Annotated in this window: 18 protein-coding genes; 11 read left to right on the top strand and 7 right to left on the bottom strand. The window is 69.1% G+C overall.

What is annotated here, in order from left to right; all coding sequences use genetic code 11:
- Positions 1-64: 64 nt before the first annotated feature.
- The 3 genes from SGRAN_RS15370 to SGRAN_RS15360 all read right to left on the bottom strand — a co-directional run bounded on the left by SGRAN_RS15370 (position 65) and on the right by SGRAN_RS15360 (position 1,879).
- Positions 65-502 (bottom strand): DUF1330 domain-containing protein, encoded by a 438-nt coding sequence (locus SGRAN_RS15370; protein ID WP_067185102.1) that lies wholly within the window; start codon positions 500-502, stop codon positions 65-67.
- The gene (locus SGRAN_RS15365; protein WP_067112511.1) at positions 499-1,050 is read right to left on the bottom strand and encodes a GNAT family N-acetyltransferase; all 552 of its coding nucleotides are present in this window, start codon (positions 1,048-1,050) and stop codon (positions 499-501) included. The genes SGRAN_RS15370 and SGRAN_RS15365 overlap by 4 nt, the downstream gene beginning before the upstream one ends.
- A 424-nt stretch (positions 1,051-1,474) precedes the next feature.
- The gene (locus tag SGRAN_RS15360; protein WP_311879940.1) at positions 1,475-1,879 is read right to left on the bottom strand and encodes a glycine zipper 2TM domain-containing protein; all 405 of its coding nucleotides are present in this window, start codon (positions 1,877-1,879) and stop codon (positions 1,475-1,477) included.
- A gap of 216 nt (positions 1,880-2,095) precedes the next feature.
- Here SGRAN_RS15360 and SGRAN_RS15355 point away from each other — a divergent pair, with 216 nt between their 5' ends.
- Together SGRAN_RS15355 and rarD are read left to right on the top strand one after the other, a co-directional pair.
- Positions 2,096-2,317 (top strand): hypothetical protein, encoded by a 222-nt coding sequence (locus SGRAN_RS15355; protein WP_067185099.1) that lies wholly within the window; start codon positions 2,096-2,098, stop codon positions 2,315-2,317.
- Between the two features lie 25 nt (positions 2,318-2,342).
- On the top strand, positions 2,343-3,260 hold the full coding sequence (gene rarD / locus SGRAN_RS15350) for an EamA family transporter RarD (protein ID WP_067185098.1): 918 nt from the start codon (positions 2,343-2,345) through the stop codon (positions 3,258-3,260).
- A 16-nt stretch (positions 3,261-3,276) separates the two neighbouring features.
- On the opposite strand, the gene pyrC is transcribed toward rarD, so the two are convergent.
- The gene (gene pyrC, locus SGRAN_RS15345) at positions 3,277-4,299 is read right to left on the bottom strand and encodes a dihydroorotase (protein WP_067185095.1); all 1,023 of its coding nucleotides are present in this window, start codon (positions 4,297-4,299) and stop codon (positions 3,277-3,279) included.
- 68 nt (positions 4,300-4,367) lie between these two features.
- On the opposite strand from pyrC, the gene ygfZ reads away from it, so the two are divergent.
- From ygfZ to SGRAN_RS15325, 4 genes are all read left to right on the top strand, one after another.
- The gene (ygfZ, locus tag SGRAN_RS15340; RefSeq protein ID WP_067185093.1) at positions 4,368-5,105 is read left to right on the top strand and encodes a CAF17-like 4Fe-4S cluster assembly/insertion protein YgfZ; all 738 of its coding nucleotides are present in this window, start codon (positions 4,368-4,370) and stop codon (positions 5,103-5,105) included.
- Positions 5,106-5,136: 31 nt separating this feature from the next.
- The gene (locus SGRAN_RS15335) at positions 5,137-5,760 is read left to right on the top strand and encodes a hypothetical protein (RefSeq protein ID WP_067185090.1); all 624 of its coding nucleotides are present in this window, start codon (positions 5,137-5,139) and stop codon (positions 5,758-5,760) included.
- Positions 5,761-5,806: 46 nt separating this feature from the next.
- The gene (locus SGRAN_RS15330; protein ID WP_067185087.1) at positions 5,807-6,370 is read left to right on the top strand and encodes a retropepsin-like aspartic protease family protein; all 564 of its coding nucleotides are present in this window, start codon (positions 5,807-5,809) and stop codon (positions 6,368-6,370) included.
- 209 nt (positions 6,371-6,579) lie between these two features.
- On the top strand, positions 6,580-7,257 hold the full coding sequence (locus SGRAN_RS15325) for an MBL fold metallo-hydrolase (RefSeq protein WP_067112490.1): 678 nt from the start codon (positions 6,580-6,582) through the stop codon (positions 7,255-7,257).
- Between the two features lie 205 nt (positions 7,258-7,462).
- On the opposite strand, the gene SGRAN_RS15320 is transcribed toward SGRAN_RS15325, so the two are convergent.
- Positions 7,463-7,900 carry an MAPEG family protein gene (locus SGRAN_RS15320; RefSeq protein WP_174521672.1) on the bottom strand — a complete coding sequence of 146 codons (438 nt, stop codon included), beginning with the start codon at positions 7,898-7,900 and terminating at the stop codon, positions 7,463-7,465.
- Between the two features lie 318 nt (positions 7,901-8,218).
- Between SGRAN_RS15320 and rpmF the strand changes: the two genes are divergently transcribed.
- From rpmF to SGRAN_RS15295, 5 genes are all read left to right on the top strand, one after another.
- Positions 8,219-8,398, top strand: a complete 180-nt coding sequence (gene rpmF, locus SGRAN_RS15315; protein ID WP_056348227.1) for a 50S ribosomal protein L32 — start codon at positions 8,219-8,221, stop codon at positions 8,396-8,398.
- A gap of 22 nt (positions 8,399-8,420) precedes the next feature.
- The gene (gene plsX / locus SGRAN_RS15310; RefSeq protein ID WP_067112487.1) at positions 8,421-9,455 is read left to right on the top strand and encodes a phosphate acyltransferase PlsX; all 1,035 of its coding nucleotides are present in this window, start codon (positions 8,421-8,423) and stop codon (positions 9,453-9,455) included.
- Entirely contained in the window at positions 9,452-10,417 is a 966-nt protein-coding gene (locus SGRAN_RS15305) for a beta-ketoacyl-ACP synthase III (protein ID WP_067185085.1), read from the top strand. Before plsX ends, SGRAN_RS15305 begins: the two co-directional genes overlap by 4 nt.
- A gap of 161 nt (positions 10,418-10,578) precedes the next feature.
- Positions 10,579-10,872: an integration host factor subunit alpha gene (locus SGRAN_RS15300; RefSeq protein WP_067185082.1), complete on the top strand. Its 294-nt coding sequence runs from the start codon at positions 10,579-10,581 to the stop codon at positions 10,870-10,872.
- A gap of 59 nt (positions 10,873-10,931) precedes the next feature.
- On the top strand, positions 10,932-11,270 hold the full coding sequence (locus SGRAN_RS15295) for a MerR family transcriptional regulator (protein ID WP_067187115.1): 339 nt from the start codon (positions 10,932-10,934) through the stop codon (positions 11,268-11,270).
- Positions 11,271-11,468: 198 nt separating this feature from the next.
- Here the strand turns inward: SGRAN_RS15295 and SGRAN_RS15290 are convergent, their stop codons facing one another.
- The gene (locus tag SGRAN_RS15290; RefSeq protein ID WP_067185079.1) at positions 11,469-12,020 is read right to left on the bottom strand and encodes a SixA phosphatase family protein; all 552 of its coding nucleotides are present in this window, start codon (positions 12,018-12,020) and stop codon (positions 11,469-11,471) included.
- A gap of 62 nt (positions 12,021-12,082) precedes the next feature.
- On the bottom strand, positions 12,083-14,818 hold the full coding sequence (locus SGRAN_RS15285; protein ID WP_067185078.1) for an ATP-dependent DNA helicase: 2,736 nt from the start codon (positions 14,816-14,818) through the stop codon (positions 12,083-12,085).
- Between the last annotated feature and the right edge of the window lie 10 nt (positions 14,819-14,828).

Here is a 14,828-nt window from a genome sequence, read left to right as displayed (position 1 = left end):
AAGGATTTGTTAGCCGAAAACTGTGCCGGAGCGAGACGCTATTCCGTCGGCCGCACCGCGCGCCCTATGCGAAACCCTTCGTTTCCGCCGTTCCCGGCGCGCAGCGGATCAGCCGCGAGGTCTCGACCGCCGCCTGCCGGTGAACCACCGCCTCGCGATAGACGGGGTCGGTCACCATCGCCATGAAGGCGCCGCTGTTCGGATATTGGGCGACGAATACCGCGTCCCATCTTTCGTCCGCCGGGCCGATCACCATCGCTTCCATCGTGCCGCGCCAGACGACCCGGCCGCCGAGCCGTTCGAACACCGGGCCGCTGTCCCGCCCGTAATGGGCATAGGCCTCCGCGCCGCTCAGCCGCTTGCCCGCGAGCGGGTGGTCGGCCGGGTAGGCGGCCTCGGCCCGAAAGCGCACGAGGTTCAGCATATGGATCGGCGTATCGCGCGGCAGCGCCTTGAAGGCATCGAACTGCGCGCGTTCGGGGTCGACATGGCGATCGGTCATGGACGGAATTCCTTGCGTTTGGCCCGCCATGCCTCTGCGCTCTGCGTCCAGGCGTCGACGGGGGCGTGCTCAAAGGGCGGGGGCAGGCGGGTCGGGCCCGCATTGGTGGCGCCCAGCCGCCGCGCCAGTGCCTGCGAGCGGCCGTTCGCGGGGTCGATGCTGTGCATCAGTTCGGGCCATTTCAGAAATTCGACCGCGAAATCGCATGCCGCAACCGCGCCCTCGAAGGCATAGCCCTTGCCGGCGAAGCGGGCGCGCACGCCATAGCCGATCTCGGGCGCCGGCCATCCGTCGGGCTCCCAGGGCCCCAGCCGCCCGACCCATTCGCCCGTTGCGCGCTCGATCACCGAGAACATCGAAAAACCCCGGATATGCCACGCGCCCGCGAGCGTGCACCAATGTCGCCATGCGGACGAGCGCGGACAGGTGCCGCCGATGAAGCGCATCGTCTCCTCTTCGGCGCACATGGCGGCGAAGGCATCGAAATCCTCGGTGGCCGGCGGGCGCAGGATCAGCCGTTCGGTGACGAGCAACGGGCCGTTGAGCATGGCGATCCTTTCCGAAGGGCGTTTCGGCAAGCGCCGGGGCGACCGGTTGTGCGACAAGGCGGGGCGAGGGGCAAGCCCGCCGATACCCTTTCTTCCTTCGTCATGCTGAACGCGTTTCAGCATCCATGGCCCGCCGTGTCCTTCGATGCCGCACCATGGACAGTGCAGACCATGGATTCCCAAACAAGTTGGCAACCATCTCTTTTTTCGACAGCTAACCGTTCCCCGGCGAAAGCCGGGGTCCAGATGGCATGAGCTGCCGCCCCGCGTGGACCCCGGCTTTCGCCGGGGAACAGGGCCTCGCTTGCCCGAACGACAATGGCCCCAACGAACGAGGGCGCCGACAGCTAAGTCGACGCCCTCTTCCATGCGGGGAGCGGATGGAGGGGTCTCGGACCCGCACCCCGCATTGGAGTCCGCTGGATCAGCGGCAGCGATACTTGTCGCGGTCGATCTCGCGACCGAGCAGCGCGCCGCCCGCCGCGCCGAGCACCGTGCCCAGCAGCTTGTCGCCGCCGCCGGCAATCTCGTGTCCGGCGAGGCCGCCGACCGCACCGCCGATCAGCAGGCCGGTCGTGCCATTGTCCTTCTTGCAGCGATAGCGCCCGTCGCTGTCGCGCCAGATGCGGGTGTTCGAATTGATCCGCTCGTCGCGCGAGGCATAATTGCGGCGGTGCTTGCGCTTCTTGTAATAATCGGCCGAAGCCTCCGCCTTGTGATAGCCCGGAGCGGCAACCGCGCTCGACAGGCCGGCGTAGGCCGGGACGCTGCCGACGACGCCTGCCGCGACGAAAGCGCCAATCAGGCCTTTGGTGAAATTCTGCATCATGAATCCTTTCCTGGTCTGGCGTCCTGACCGCCGCACGGACGGCGGACGCTTCGATGGGGAGAACGAGCCTTGTCTGGACTGCGTTGCATGAACCCTGGGCAACAAGACGAAGCGAGTATTTCGATAGATGAACCGAGACAATTCTCGCATCGCGGCTATCGCCGTGCGACCGCCGAAGTGGCTTGAAGGGCGCAGGCGGCCGTGCGACATAGAGCCATGCTCAACCTCCTTTCGCTTGTCATCGGCGTTTTCGCGCTGGTCCTGGCCATCCCGGCTTTCATCCCGCTGCTCGGCTGGGCGAACTGGGTGATCGTGCCGATCGCCATCGTCGGGCTGGCGCTGGGCGCGATGTCGGGACGGACGAGCGGCCGCAACCTCAACATCGTCGTGATCGTCGTCGGCGTGATACGCCTGATGCTCGGCGGCGGCATCCTCTGACCAGCCGACCGGGCGACCCCGCGTCATGAATCGAGCCACTGCCCCGCAGGGGAGCGATCAGGGCGGGCTGCCCTATGCGCTCGCCGCCTATGGCATCTGGGGCTTCGTCCCGATCTTCTTCAAGCTGCTGGTCAGCGTGCCGCCGGTCGAGGTGCTGGCGCAGCGCATCCTCTGGTCGCTGCCGCTCTGCTTCGCGATCATGGTCTTCCGCCGTCAGATCGGCGCCTATCTGGCGGCGCTCAGGGATTGGCGGACGCTGCGCATCCTGCTCGTGAGTTCGATCCTGATCGCGCTCAACTGGCTCGTCTACATTTACGCGATCGTGACGGACCATGTGCTGGCGACCAGCCTCGGCTATTATCTCAACCCGCTGGTCAATGTGATGCTGGGAATGATCTTCCTCGGCGAACGGCTCTCGCGGCTCCAGATGATGGCGGTCGCGATCGCCGCGCTCGGCGTCGCGCTACTGCTCGGCGGTGCGCTCGAAACGCTGTGGATCAGCCTGACGCTCGCCTTCAGCTTCGGCTTCTATGGCCTGTTGCGCAAGGTGGCGCCGGTCGGATCGCTGCCGGGTCTGGCGATCGAGACGACGCTGCTGTTCGTGCCCGCGCTCGTCGTCGCGGTCTATTATGTCGCGGCCGGCGATGGGGTGGGATTCGGCTCCGACCGCGACATCACGCTGTTGCTGGTGTCGGCGGGGGCGATCACCGCGATCCCGCTGCTGTTCTTCGCGACCGCGGCGCGGCGAATGAGCTTCGCCGCGCTCGGCTTCTGCCAGTATCTCGCGCCGAGCATCGTCTTCCTGCTCGGCCTCTTCCTGTTCGACGAACCGCTGAAACCGGCGCAACTCTTCTGCTTCCTGCTGATCTGGATCAGCATCGCGCTGTTCAGCTTCGATATCTGGGCGAAATCGCGCGGCGCGCGGGTTGCGCCGACGCCCTGACTGGCGGGGACGGACCCTACGCCAGCCGCCAGCCTAATGTTTCGCCGGCGTGGAAGGGCACGACCTCGCCGATGCGGTCGGGGACCATCACCGCGCCGCGTTCGAGCGTCACCGTACCCTCGTTGAGGGGCAGGCCATAGAAGCGCGGCCCATGCTCGCTCGCGAAGCCTTCGAACTTGTCGAGTGCCCCGTCCTCGTCGAACGCGGTCGCATAGCTTTCGAGCGCGAAGGGCGCGTTGAAGATGCCCGCGCAGCCGCAGGCGGCTTCCTTGGTATGCACCGCGTGCGGCGCACTGTCGGTGCCCAGGAAGAATTTGGGGGAGCCCGAGGTCGCCGCCGCGCGCACCGCCAGACGGTGATGCTCGCGCTTGGCGACCGGCAGGCAATAGGCGTGCGGGCGGATGCCGCCGACGAGCATTGCGTTGCGGTTGATGTGGAGATGCTGGGGGGTGATCGTCGCGGCGACGGTAGCGGGGGCGTCGGCGACGAACTGCGCGGCCTCGGCCGTCGTGATATGCTCGAAGACGATCCTGAGCGCCGGGAAACGCGTGACCAGCGGCGCGAGCGTGCGGTCGATGAACACCGCCTCGCGGTCGAAGATGTCGACGTCCGCGTCGGTGACCTCGCCGTGGATCAGCAGCGGCATGCCGATCGCCTGCATCGTCTCGAGCACCGGCATGATGTTGGCGATGTCGGTGACGCCGTGCGCGCTGCCGGTGGTCGCGTGCGCCGGATAGAGCTTTGCGGCAGTGAACACGCCCTCGGCATGGCCGCGCGCCATTTCGCCGGGATCGGTGCGGTCGGTGAGATAGGCGACGATCAGCGGCGTGAAATCGAGCCCGGCGGGCACCGCGGCGCGGATGCGCTCGCGATAGGCGACGCCTTCGGCGACCGTCGTCACCGGCGGCGACAGGTTGGGCATGACGATCGCGCGCGCGAACTGGCGCGCGGTCCACGGCGCGACATGCGCCAGCATCGCGCCGTCGCGCAGATGAACGTGCCAGTCGTCGGGGCGGCGAAGAATCAGGCGGTCGGTCATGCTGGACTCCCCCCTCCCGGTCAGGGGAAGGGCTTTAAGTTCGTTCCCGGGCTCCCTATTGTCCCTCCATGGCCAACACAACCCTAGACGATCGTGCCCTCGTCCGCCTGTCGGGCGAGGATGTCCGCGGCTTCCTGCAGGGACTCGTCACCAACGACGTGTCGGGCAACCTGCCGGTCTGGGCGGCGCTGCTGACGCCGCAGGGCAAGGTGCTGTTCGATTTCCTGATCTGGGGCGACCGCGACGACCTCCTCATCGACTGCGAGCGCGCAGCAAGCGAGGCGCTGGTCAAGCGGCTGACCCTCTACCGCCTGCGCCGCGCGATCGCCATCGCGCCCGAGCCCGGCCTGTCCGTGCACTGGGCGCCTTACGGCGACCTCGGCGAGCCCGATCCGCGCCTGCCCGACCTCGGCCAGCGCTGGCTCGGCCCGGCCGATGAGGGCGAAGAGGGGGAGGGCGCCGCCGCGGCGTGGCACGCGCACCGCCTGTCGCTCGGCGTCACCGAGGGGCGGGCCGAGCTGGGCGATGGCACGACGCTGTGGCTTGAATGCAATGCCGCGGAACTGCACGGCGTCAGCTTCACCAAGGGCTGCTATGTCGGGCAGGAGAACACCGCGCGGATGAACTGGCGGCAGAAGGTCAACCGGCGGCTGGTCGTCGTGCCGATCGCCGACGCCGATGCCAGGCGGCAGGTGGTCGCCTATCCCGAACTCGGCTGGTCGATCGAGCATCGCCGCGTCGAGTCGATCGACGCGGCCAAGGCGCCCGCATGGATGCGCGAGGCGCTGGCGTCGGACGGTTCATGACGCGTGCAGCCTGCGCCGCTATGATGGCGGCATGCGCGCGATCCTGACTCTTTTCCTGCTGGCGGCCGCGACGCCCGCCGTCGCGCAGAGCCGCTGCGCGCCGCCTGCCCCGGCGGCCGAACCGCCCGCGGCGGCGCCGCTCGTCCCCGGCTATGAGGACGATGCGGTGCGGATCCCAACGCCGCTTTCGGACCTTGCCGGCGATTCGCCGTGGCTGCCGCGCTTCGCCGCGGCGGCCGACGCGCTGCTGGCGGCGTTGCGCGCGGGCGATGTCGCGCGCTGGCGACCCCTGCTCGGCGGGCCATGGCTGGGCGCGGCGGATGCCCGCGCGGTGGAAGCGCTGCTGGCCGACCCATGCGGTGCCTTCGCGCCGCTGCTCGCGGGCGAGACGCCGCCGACGCGCCGCATTCTGGGATGGAGCGTCCCTGCCTCCTATTCCGCCACCGAGCGCGCCGAGATCGCGGCGCGGCCCGAGGCCGAGGCGCTCGTCTGCTGGAGCGCCCGCCCGCCGGCCGAAGCCGTCTGGCCGCGCACCGCAGCCGAAGCCGACAATGCGCCCGGCCGCCCCTATGGCTGCGCGCGCATCGCTTATTCGCTGCGCGAGGGATCGCCGCAATGGCGCGCCTTCATCGAAACGCCGGTCACCGGATTCTGACCGCGGCTTAACGATTCCCCAACCCCGACCTGCGACAATCGCTGCCATGTTGGGGCGTATGCTGGGTCTGGCCGCGGTGGTCGCGGCGGTGTCGATCGGGATGGCGGGAATCGCCAGCCGGACGGCGTCGATCGGCAATGCCGGAGTCGCCGCCGATGCGGGCAATGACGACGCGAACGGCAACTGGACTACCACGAAGCGCCGTCATGGCTGGTCTTCGGCACCCGCCGCCGCGCGCGGCGGGTCGGGGGAGGTGCGGATCGGCCGCGCAGGCGATTCGCATTTCTATGCCGACGCCGATGTCGACGGCGCGAATATCCGCATGATGGTCGACAGCGGCGCCTCGATCGTCGCGCTGACGCGCCGCGATGCGGAGGCGATCGGGATCGACGTCGATCGCCTGCCGGTCGCGGGCATGGCGAATACCGCGGGCGGCGCGGTGCCGATGCGCCCGGTAATGCTCGACAGCGTCGAGGTGGACGGGATCGAGGTTCGCGGCGTCCAAGCGGCGGTGGTCGATGCCGACATGGGCGTGTCGCTGCTCGGCCAGAGCTTCCTGTCGCGGCTCGACGCGGTGAATATCGAAGGCGACACGATGACGCTGCGCTGATTCCGGTACCATCGGAAAGTGCGCCTGTCCCTCTCGCTTGCGGGAGGGGCAGCGAGGCTTGCGAACTTGTTCGCTAGCCGCAGCGGGGTGGGCAGACGCAACGCCGCCGGCCCACCCCCGGCCCCTCCCGCAAGCGGGAGGGGAGGAGGGCGCGACTACAAGTCCCTCCGCCCTTGCCAACCCCGCCGCATTTCCCCACATCGAAGCGCATGAACGCTCCCAATCCCCCGCTCAAGGCCGCGATCGTCCCGGTCACCGCCTTCCAGCAGAACTGCACCCTGCTCTGGTGCACCGAAACCAACAAGGCGGCGCTGGTCGATCCCGGCGGCGATCTGCCGAAGCTACGCGAGGCGATCCGCCAGACGGGGGTGGAGGTCGAGAAGATCCTCGTCACTCACGGCCACATGGACCATTGCGGACAGGCGGGCGTACTGGCGAAGGAGCTCGGCGTCCCGGTCGAAGGGCCGCACGAGGACGACCGCTTCTGGATCGAGCGGCTGGGCGAGGACGGCGCGCGCTACGGCATGGCGGGCGAGGTGTTCGAGCCCGATCGCTGGCTGAAGGACGGCGACACGGTGACGGTGGGCAACCTCGTCATCGACGTCATCCATTGTCCCGGCCACACCCCGGGCCACGTCGTCTTCCATCATCGCCCGTCGAAGCTCGCGATCGTCGGCGACGTGCTGTTCCAGGGATCGATCGGCCGCACCGATTTCCCGCGCGGCGATCACCAGCAACTGCTCGATTCGATCACGCAGAAGCTGTGGCCGCTCGGCGACGATACCATCTTCCTGCCCGGCCACGGACCGCACAGCAGCTTTGCGCAGGAACGGCGCACCAATCCCTATGTCGGCGACATGGCGATGGGGGCACACCAGGGGGCCTAGGACATCGAGTCTTAAATCTGAACGGATAAGGGGCGTTGCGGGTTCATGGCACGCCGCTCCAGGTCGCCCGACTCATCGGTCCGCTGCCGTCATTGCGAGCGAAGCGAAGCAATCGAGGGCGGGCTACGCCCGCTCTGGATTGCCGCGCGGCTTCGCCGCTCGCAATGACGAGTCCTTCCGGGTCCCGCCGGGCCCGGCTCAACCGCTATTCCGATTCCACCGCCACCGTCTCGGTCAGGGTAGAGCTGATGCTGGTCGGGGTCAGATAGACGGTGAGCAGCGCCGCGACCGCGAGGCCGAGCTGGATCAGCATGGTGACGGTGATGCCGGCGCCGCGCGCCCATCCCAGCCCGTCCATGCCGATCGCGTGCAGGATGCGCGCGACCAGATAGAGGGCGCCGACCGCCCATAGCCAGATCGACGAGCCGGCGCCCAGCTCGACGAGCGCAAGCAGGATCAGCACGAAAGGCGTGTTCTCGACATAGTTGCTGTGCGCGCGCATCCGGCGGATCAGCCGTTCGTCGCCGCCGTCGCCGATCGAGACCTTCGCCTCGCCGCGCACGCGGCCGACGCGCATCGCGATCCAGATGTTGAGCAGTGCGGCGCCCGCCGCGATCGTCAGGCTGATCGGCAATATGATCATGTCGCTTCCCCCGTCTGTGGCCCGGCTCTTTCCTGCTGTCCGGCACTGCAAGGGTGTGGCATCGTCGCGGACAATCGGCAAGCGTCGTCCCGTTCGCGCTCGGGGCTTGCCTTTGCGGGCAAAAACGCTATAGCCGCGCCCGATCCGGCACCCGACACCATCAGGCGTTGAGGCACCTTCCGGCGGAAGATTTTCCCGCGTTTCATGGCGGGGCAGCCTTCGGCACGGCGGGCGGGCCAGTCGTTTTCCATCCTTGGCGGTGGGCGACAAGTCCGGGTTCGCCGATTCGGTTAAACAGTTAAGAATGCAGGATATATCATGGCCGTCCCCAAGCGAAAAACCTCGCCCTCGAAGCGCGGCATGCGTCGCAGCCACGACAGCCTGAAGGTCGAAGCCTATCAGGAATGCCCGAACTGCGGCGAGCTCAAGCGCCCGCATAACCTGTGCAACGCCTGCGGCCACTACAATGGCCGTGAAGTGGTGTCGGTCGGCGCCTGACCATTAATCGGAGGCCGCTTCCATGAGCCTGACACCGCGAATCGCAATCGATGCGATGGGCGGTGATGTCGGCGTGCGCGTGATGTGCGCCGGCGCGGCCATGGCGCGTCATCAGCACGACGGCCTCCGCTTTCTGCTCGTCGGTGACGAGACGCGGATCAAGACCGCGCTCGAAAACCATCCGAACCTGCGCGCGGCGTCGGAGATCGTCCACACCGACAAGGTAGTGTCGGGTGAGGATCGGCCGAGCCAGGCGCTGCGCAACGGCCGCGGCAGCTCGATGGGGCTCGCGATCGATGCGGTGAAGCGGGGCGACGCCGGCGGCGCCGTGTCGGCGGGCAATACCGGCGCGCTGATGGCGATGGCGAAGCTCGCGCTGCGCACGATGCCGGGAATCGACCGGCCGGCGCTCGCCGCGCTGCTGCCGACGCTCGGCGACAACGACGTGGTGATGCTCGACCTTGGCGCCAATACCGAGTGCGACGCGACCAACCTCGTCCAGTTCGCGGTGATGGGCGCTGCCTATGCGCGCACCGCGATGGGGCTCGAACGCCCGCGCGTCGCGCTGCTCAACATCGGCACCGAAGAACTCAAGGGCACCGACGAGATCCGCGACGCCGCCGCGATCCTGCGCGAAACGCAGGGTCTGCCGATGGAATTCGCCGGCTTCATCGAGGGCGACAAGCTGTCGCGCGGCCGGGTCGACGTGATCGTCCACGACGGATTTTCGGGCAATATCGCGCTCAAGACGATCGAGGGGACGGCGCGCTTCGTCACCGACCTGCTGCGCCGTGCCTTCACCAGTTCGCTGCGCTCGAAGATCGGCTTCCTCATCTCGCGCCCCGCGACCGAGCTGCTGCGCCACCATCTCGATCCCAACAACCACAATGGGGCGGTGTTCCTCGGCCTCAACGGCGTCGTGCTGAAAAGCCACGGCAGTGCCGATGCCAAGGGCGTCGCCAATGCGGTGCATCTGTGCGCCGAACTCATCGAAAAGGACATCACGCGTCAGGTGACGGACGATCTCGCCAATTTCCGCCGCGAGGACGCGGCGTGACGCGTCGTTCAATTCTGGTCGGCACCGGTTCGGCGCTGCCGCGCACGCGCGTCTCGAACGACGAACTCGCGAAGCGCGTCGATACCAGCGACGAATGGATCGTCGAGCGCACTGGCATCCGCTTCCGCCACATCGCCGAGGCCGACGAGACGACGGGAACGCTGGCGGCCGACGCGGCGCGGCAGGCGCTCGCGGCGGCGGGACTGGCGGCCGCCGACATCGGCCTGATCATCGTCGCGACCGCGACCCCCGACAACACCTTCCCGGCGACCGCGACCAAGGTTCAGGCGCTGATCGGCGCGCCCGACTGCATCGCCTTCGACGTCGCGGCGGTGTGCTCGGGCTTCCTCTACGCGCTCTCTGTCGCCGATTCGATGCTGCGCACCGGCGCCGCGAAGCATGCGCTCGTCATCGGCAGCGAGACCTTCAGCCGCATCCTCGACTGGGAAGATCGCGGGACCTGCGTCCTGTTCGGCGACGGCGCGGGCGCGGTTGTGCTGGCGGCGGAGGAGGTCGCGGACGATCGCGGCATCCTGGCGACTCGCCTGCATGCCGAGGGGCAATATGGCGACATGCTCTATGTCGACGGCGGCCCGTCGACGACGGGAACGGTCGGCCACGTCCGCATGCAGGGGCGCGAGGTGTTCCGCCATGCTGTCACCAACCTCGCCGCCGTGCTGGGCGAGGTGCTGGCGGACGTCGGCCTCTCGCCCGCCGACATCGACTGGGTTGTGCCGCATCAGGCGAACAAACGCATCATCGACGCGACCGCGAAGAAGCTGGGGCTGCCCGCGGATCGCGTCGTGCTCACCGTCGACCAGCACGCCAACACCTCGGCGGCGTCGGTGCCGCTGGCGCTCGACCTCGCGGTGCGCGACGGGCGCATCCGGCGCGGCGACCTCGTCGTGCTCGAGGCGATGGGCGGCGGCTTCACCTGGGGCGCGGCCGTCCTGCGGATATGACCGCCGCGCACTGAGTCGGCCCCGCATGGCTCACCGCATCAACTCCTCGCTCCATCCTTTTCAGTTTGGCGGATTTCTTCGCTTTTGTTACACATGCGTGTGGGACTCGTGACGGTGGGGGCCTTCCCGAGCACCAGCTTTCAGGAGGGGAAGGGAAGAAGATGGTAGCAGGGACGCTCACGCGCGCGGACATCGCGGCGCGGATCAACCAGCAGATCGGCCTGTCGCGCAACGAATCGGCGGCAATCGTCGAATCGATTCTCGCGCATATGTCGGACGCGCTCGCCGCCGGCCAGAATGTGAAGATTTCGGGCTTCGGCACCTTCGTGCTGCGCGACAAGGCGCAGCGCATCGGCCGCAATCCCAAGACCGGCATCGAAGTGCCGATCCTGCCGCGCCGCGTAATGACCTTTCGCGCCAGCCAGGCGATGCGTGCCCGTGTCGCCGGCACCTGAACCGGACGTCGGCCGTGGCGGAGTTTGACGAAACGACGGGCGGCAAGGCGGCGGGCGCGATGCTCGCGATCGGCGAACTCGCCGACCGGATCGGGGTGCCGACCCATGTGCTGCGCTATTGGGAAACCCGCTTTCCGCAGTTGAAACCGCTCCAGCGGTCGGGGCGCCGCCGCTATTACCGCCCGGCCGACATCGCGCTCGCCGAGCGCATCCACCATCTGCTGCACGTGCAGGGCTTCACGGTCGAAGGCGCGCGCAAGGCGTTGTCCGAATCCGATGGCGCCGCGGCGCCGGACGGGGACGCCGCCGAGCCGACGGCTGCGGTACCCGCGACGGGCCGGGTTCCGGTCGAAGCGCTGGTGGCGCTGCGCCAGCGCCTCGCGGCGGCGTTGCGCTAGAAACTGTCGTCGCCCCCGCGAAGATGGGGGCCGCCACGTCGCGTAAGGCTGGCAACGGCATCCGCCTTCGCGGTGACCACGCAGCCTATCTTTCCCCGTCACCCCGGACTTGATCCGGGGTCCATTCTCTCGGCGCTGCGTGAGTGGACCCCGGATCAAGTCCGGGGTGACGAAGCTTTGGAAGCGAGCGGTTGCGGCTCAGTCATCGTCCATCGCCGGCGCCAGCGCGGGGTCGAGGTCGCGCGGACGGATGAGCGCCGCAAGGCGCGCCTGATTGACGTCGAGGTCGCTCCACTCGGCGATATCGAGGTCCATCCGCGCAAGGGCGCAGGTCGGGAACTTCTCCTCGACCAGCGCGCGCTGAGCGTCGTCGGGCGCTTCGGGAACGAGCATCAGGATCAGGTCCTCCAGCCCCGGATTGTGCCCGCTGATCAGCAGATGCTCTGCATCGCCGCCGGTGTCGCGCAGCACGTCGATCAGCGTCGCCGCCGAGGCAAGGTAGATGCGCCGGTCCCAGTGCGGTTCGATTCGGTCGAGCCCCGCGGCGGGCTGGAAGATGGCGAGCGTCTCGGCGACGCGCACCGCGGGGGAGGCGACGATCCGGTCGATCGGCCATGCCTGCCGCTTAGCATATTGGCCGATCAGTTCGGCCCCGCGTGCGCCGCGGGCGTTGATCGGACGATCGAAGTCGCGCTCGACGGCGGCGTCCCAGCCCGATTTGGCGTGGCGCAGGATGGTCAAACTCTTCAAAATCTCTCCCCCGGACGCTCGGGCACCTGTCCCCCGCGAATCCGCCGCCTTGTGCCGCAAACTCAGGACGGTGAAAAGGCGGCATAGGCGCTTTTTCGCCGCTCGACATTCGCGGCGGCGACGCGATTGACCACCTCGTCGAGCGGCAGGCGGCGGATCGGCGTTCCGTCGGGAAAGGCGCTCAGCAGCCGTGAGGGAAAGCTCGGCGACAGCATCACGAACTGGCCGAAATCGTCGCTGCGGCGGATCAGCCGGCCAAAGGCCTGCGCGATGCGCGCGCGGATCACCCGGTCGTCATAGGCGCTGCCGCCCTGCGCCGCGCGGCGCGCGGCATGCAGGATCGTCGGGCGCGGCCAGGGCACACCTTCCATGACCACCAGCCGCAGCGAATCGCCGGGCACGTCGACCCCGTCGCGCAGGGCGTCGGTGCCGAGCAGCGAGGCGTGCGGGTCGGCGCGGAAGATATCGACCAGCGTCCCGGTGTCGAGCGGATCGACATGCTGCGCGAACAGCGGCAGCCCGGCGCGCGCCAGCCGGTCGGCGATGCGCGCATGGACGATGCGCAGCCGCCGGATCGCGCTGAACAGCCCCAGCGCGCCGCCGCCCGCCGCCTCGATCAGCCGGCTGTAGGCGCCCGCGAGCGCGGGCAGGTCGCCGCGCGCGATGTCGGTGGCGATCAGCACCTCCGACTGGCGTGCATAGTCGAACGGGCTGGGAACCGCGAAATGCGTCACGCCTCCGTCCAGATGGCGCGCGCCGGTGCGGATGTCGGCGTCGCTCCAGTCGTCGGCCGCGTGGCCGTTGCCGCGCAGCGTCGCCGACGTGACGAGCACGCCCTGCGCGGGGCGATAGACGATTTCCGCGACCGGCCTCGCGGGGTCGAGCCAGTGGCGATGCAGTCCGCAGTCATATTCGCGCCCGTCGAACCGCTCGACCGCGAGCCAATCGACGAAATCGGGGTCGGCGGGGCCGCCGACGCGCCCGAGCAGCGCCAGCCACGCGCCGAGCGTGTCGATCCGCGTCCCCAGGCTGTGCCGCGCCCCGTCGACACGCGCCCGCGCCTGTCCGTCGAGCCAGTCGGGCGGGTCCTCGACCAGCGCGTCGAGCCGCTTGCCGAGCGCCATCAGCGGGCGCAGCAATGCCTCGACCGCGTCGCTCGCGGCGGCGGCGGCCGTCACCAGCTCGGGGTCGGGGTCGGCAAGCTCGGTCTCCAGCCCATAGCCGCTGTCGGCCTGCTTCGGATCGGCGCCGCGCGCATAGACCTGTCCGCGCACCGCGGCGAGCAGCCGTTCGATCGCCCCCCACGGGGCATTCTCTGCCAGCCGCGCGAGCCAACCGTCGCCGGGCAGTTCGGCGGCGGCCGCGATTGCCGCCTGGATCGCGCGCTCGCCGGCCTCGTCATAGCTCGCGACATCGGCGAGCCGCGCGGCGAGCCCGCGCCGGCGGCCGCGCGCCTTGCCTTCGGGGCCCATGATCCAGCGGCGGATTTCGATCGCTTCCTGCCCGGTCAGCGCGACCGCGAACATCGAATCGGCGGCATCCCACAGATGATGACCCTCGTCGAAGATCAACCGCGTCGCCGGGGCGCCGCCGTCTCGCGGCCGCGCCGCCTGCACCATGGTCAGCGCGTGGTTGGCGATCACGATGTCGGCTTGCGCCGCCGCGCGCGTCGAGCGCTCAATGAAGCATTTGCGGAAATGCGGGCACCCGGCATAGATGCATTCGCCGCGCCGGTCGGTGAGCGCCGTCGCGCCGTTGCGGCGGAACAGCGCGGGAAGCCAGCCGGGCAGGTCGCCGCCGATCATGTCGCCGTCGCGCGTATAGGCGGCCCAGCGCGCGACGAGTTGCGCCAGCACCGCTGCGCGCCCCGAAAAACCGCCCTGCAGCGCGTCCTCCAGATTGAGCAGGCAGAGGTAATTCTCGCGCCCTTTGCGCACCACCACCTTCTCGCGGTGCGCGCGCGCGTCGGGATAGAGTTTCTCGGTCTCGCGCGCGAGTTGGCGCTGCAGCGCCTTGGTGTAGGTCGAGATGCAGACGCTGCCCGCCGACTCGTCGATCCACTGCTTCGCGGGGGCGAGATAGCCCAGCGTCTTGCCGATCCCGGTACCCGCCTCGGCCACCAGCATCTGCGGCGTGTCGCGGCGTTCGCGCGGGGCGAAGATCGCCGTCGCCGCGCGTGCATAATCCTGCTGCCCCGGCCGTTTCTCGGCGCCGTCGCCGGTCAGCCGGTCGAGCCGCGCCGCGACGTTCGCCGGATCGAGCACCACCTGTCGCGGCTGAGCGCGCGGCGGCTGCTCCTCCCATTCGGGCAGGCGGGCGAACAGCCAGCGGTCGGCGCGGTCGGGTGCGGCGAGGCGCGGCTGGATCAGCGGCGCCCACGGCCAGCGTTGGCGCGTCAGCGCTTGCAGCGCGTGCCACGCCCCCTCGCGCTCGGGCCAGTCGGGATCGTCGAGGCAGGCGAGCATCGCCGCCGCCGCCTGCGGCAGAAAGGCCGCGACCTCATCCTCGCGCTGCGCCGCGGGCAGGCCGAGCGCGGCGGCGATGCCCGCCGGCGTCGGCACCGCGAAGCGCGCGGGGTGAAGGAAAGCGAACAGTTCGAGCAGGTCGAGCCCCGACAGCTCGGGATAGCCGAGCCGGTCGCCGGTCAGCGTCGCGCCAAGCAGCAGGTGCGGCGTTCCCGCCACCGCCGCCATCGCCTCGCCGCGCCCGACGCGCTGCACCCGCCCCGCGGTATCGGACAGCCAGATTCCGACATGGCTCGCATGGATCGCGGGCAGGGAGAGAGAGGCGGGCGCCATCGCGCCAAGC

Source organism: Sphingopyxis granuli (assembly GCF_001559015.1).
GTDB classification, from domain to species: domain Bacteria; phylum Pseudomonadota; class Alphaproteobacteria; order Sphingomonadales; family Sphingomonadaceae; genus Sphingopyxis; species Sphingopyxis granuli.
Note: the sequence above shows the minus strand (reverse complement) of the source record. Positions and strands in the feature narration are given on the sequence as shown.

What these genes read in the sequence shown, in the direction of transcription:
- SGRAN_RS15370 (WP_067185102.1), bottom strand. Translation starts at nt 502, where the DNA reads ATGACCGATCGCCATGTCGACCCCGAACGCGCGCAGTTCGATGCCTTC.
- SGRAN_RS15365 (WP_067112511.1), bottom strand. Translation starts at nt 1,050, where the DNA reads ATGCTCAACGGCCCGTTGCTCGTCACCGAACGGCTGATCCTGCGCCCG.
- SGRAN_RS15360 (WP_311879940.1), bottom strand. Translation starts at nt 1,879, where the DNA reads ATGATGCAGAATTTCACCAAAGGCCTGATTGGCGCTTTCGTCGCGGCA.
- SGRAN_RS15355 (WP_067185099.1), top strand. Translation starts at nt 2,096, where the DNA reads ATGCTCAACCTCCTTTCGCTTGTCATCGGCGTTTTCGCGCTGGTCCTG.
- rarD (WP_067185098.1), top strand. Translation starts at nt 2,343, where the DNA reads ATGAATCGAGCCACTGCCCCGCAGGGGAGCGATCAGGGCGGGCTGCCC.
- pyrC (WP_067185095.1), bottom strand. Translation starts at nt 4,299, where the DNA reads ATGACCGACCGCCTGATTCTTCGCCGCCCCGACGACTGGCACGTTCAT.
- ygfZ (WP_067185093.1), top strand. Translation starts at nt 4,368, where the DNA reads ATGGCCAACACAACCCTAGACGATCGTGCCCTCGTCCGCCTGTCGGGC.
- SGRAN_RS15335 (WP_067185090.1), top strand. Translation starts at nt 5,137, where the DNA reads ATGCGCGCGATCCTGACTCTTTTCCTGCTGGCGGCCGCGACGCCCGCC.
- SGRAN_RS15330 (WP_067185087.1), top strand. Translation starts at nt 5,807, where the DNA reads ATGTTGGGGCGTATGCTGGGTCTGGCCGCGGTGGTCGCGGCGGTGTCG.
- SGRAN_RS15325 (WP_067112490.1), top strand. Translation starts at nt 6,580, where the DNA reads ATGAACGCTCCCAATCCCCCGCTCAAGGCCGCGATCGTCCCGGTCACC.
- SGRAN_RS15320 (WP_174521672.1), bottom strand. Translation starts at nt 7,900, where the DNA reads ATGATCATATTGCCGATCAGCCTGACGATCGCGGCGGGCGCCGCACTG.
- rpmF (WP_056348227.1), top strand. Translation starts at nt 8,219, where the DNA reads ATGGCCGTCCCCAAGCGAAAAACCTCGCCCTCGAAGCGCGGCATGCGT.
- plsX (WP_067112487.1), top strand. Translation starts at nt 8,421, where the DNA reads ATGAGCCTGACACCGCGAATCGCAATCGATGCGATGGGCGGTGATGTC.
- SGRAN_RS15300 (WP_067185082.1), top strand. Translation starts at nt 10,579, where the DNA reads ATGGTAGCAGGGACGCTCACGCGCGCGGACATCGCGGCGCGGATCAAC.
- SGRAN_RS15295 (WP_067187115.1), top strand. Translation starts at nt 10,932, where the DNA reads ATGCTCGCGATCGGCGAACTCGCCGACCGGATCGGGGTGCCGACCCAT.
- SGRAN_RS15285 (WP_067185078.1), bottom strand. Translation starts at nt 14,818, where the DNA reads ATGGCGCCCGCCTCTCTCTCCCTGCCCGCGATCCATGCGAGCCATGTC.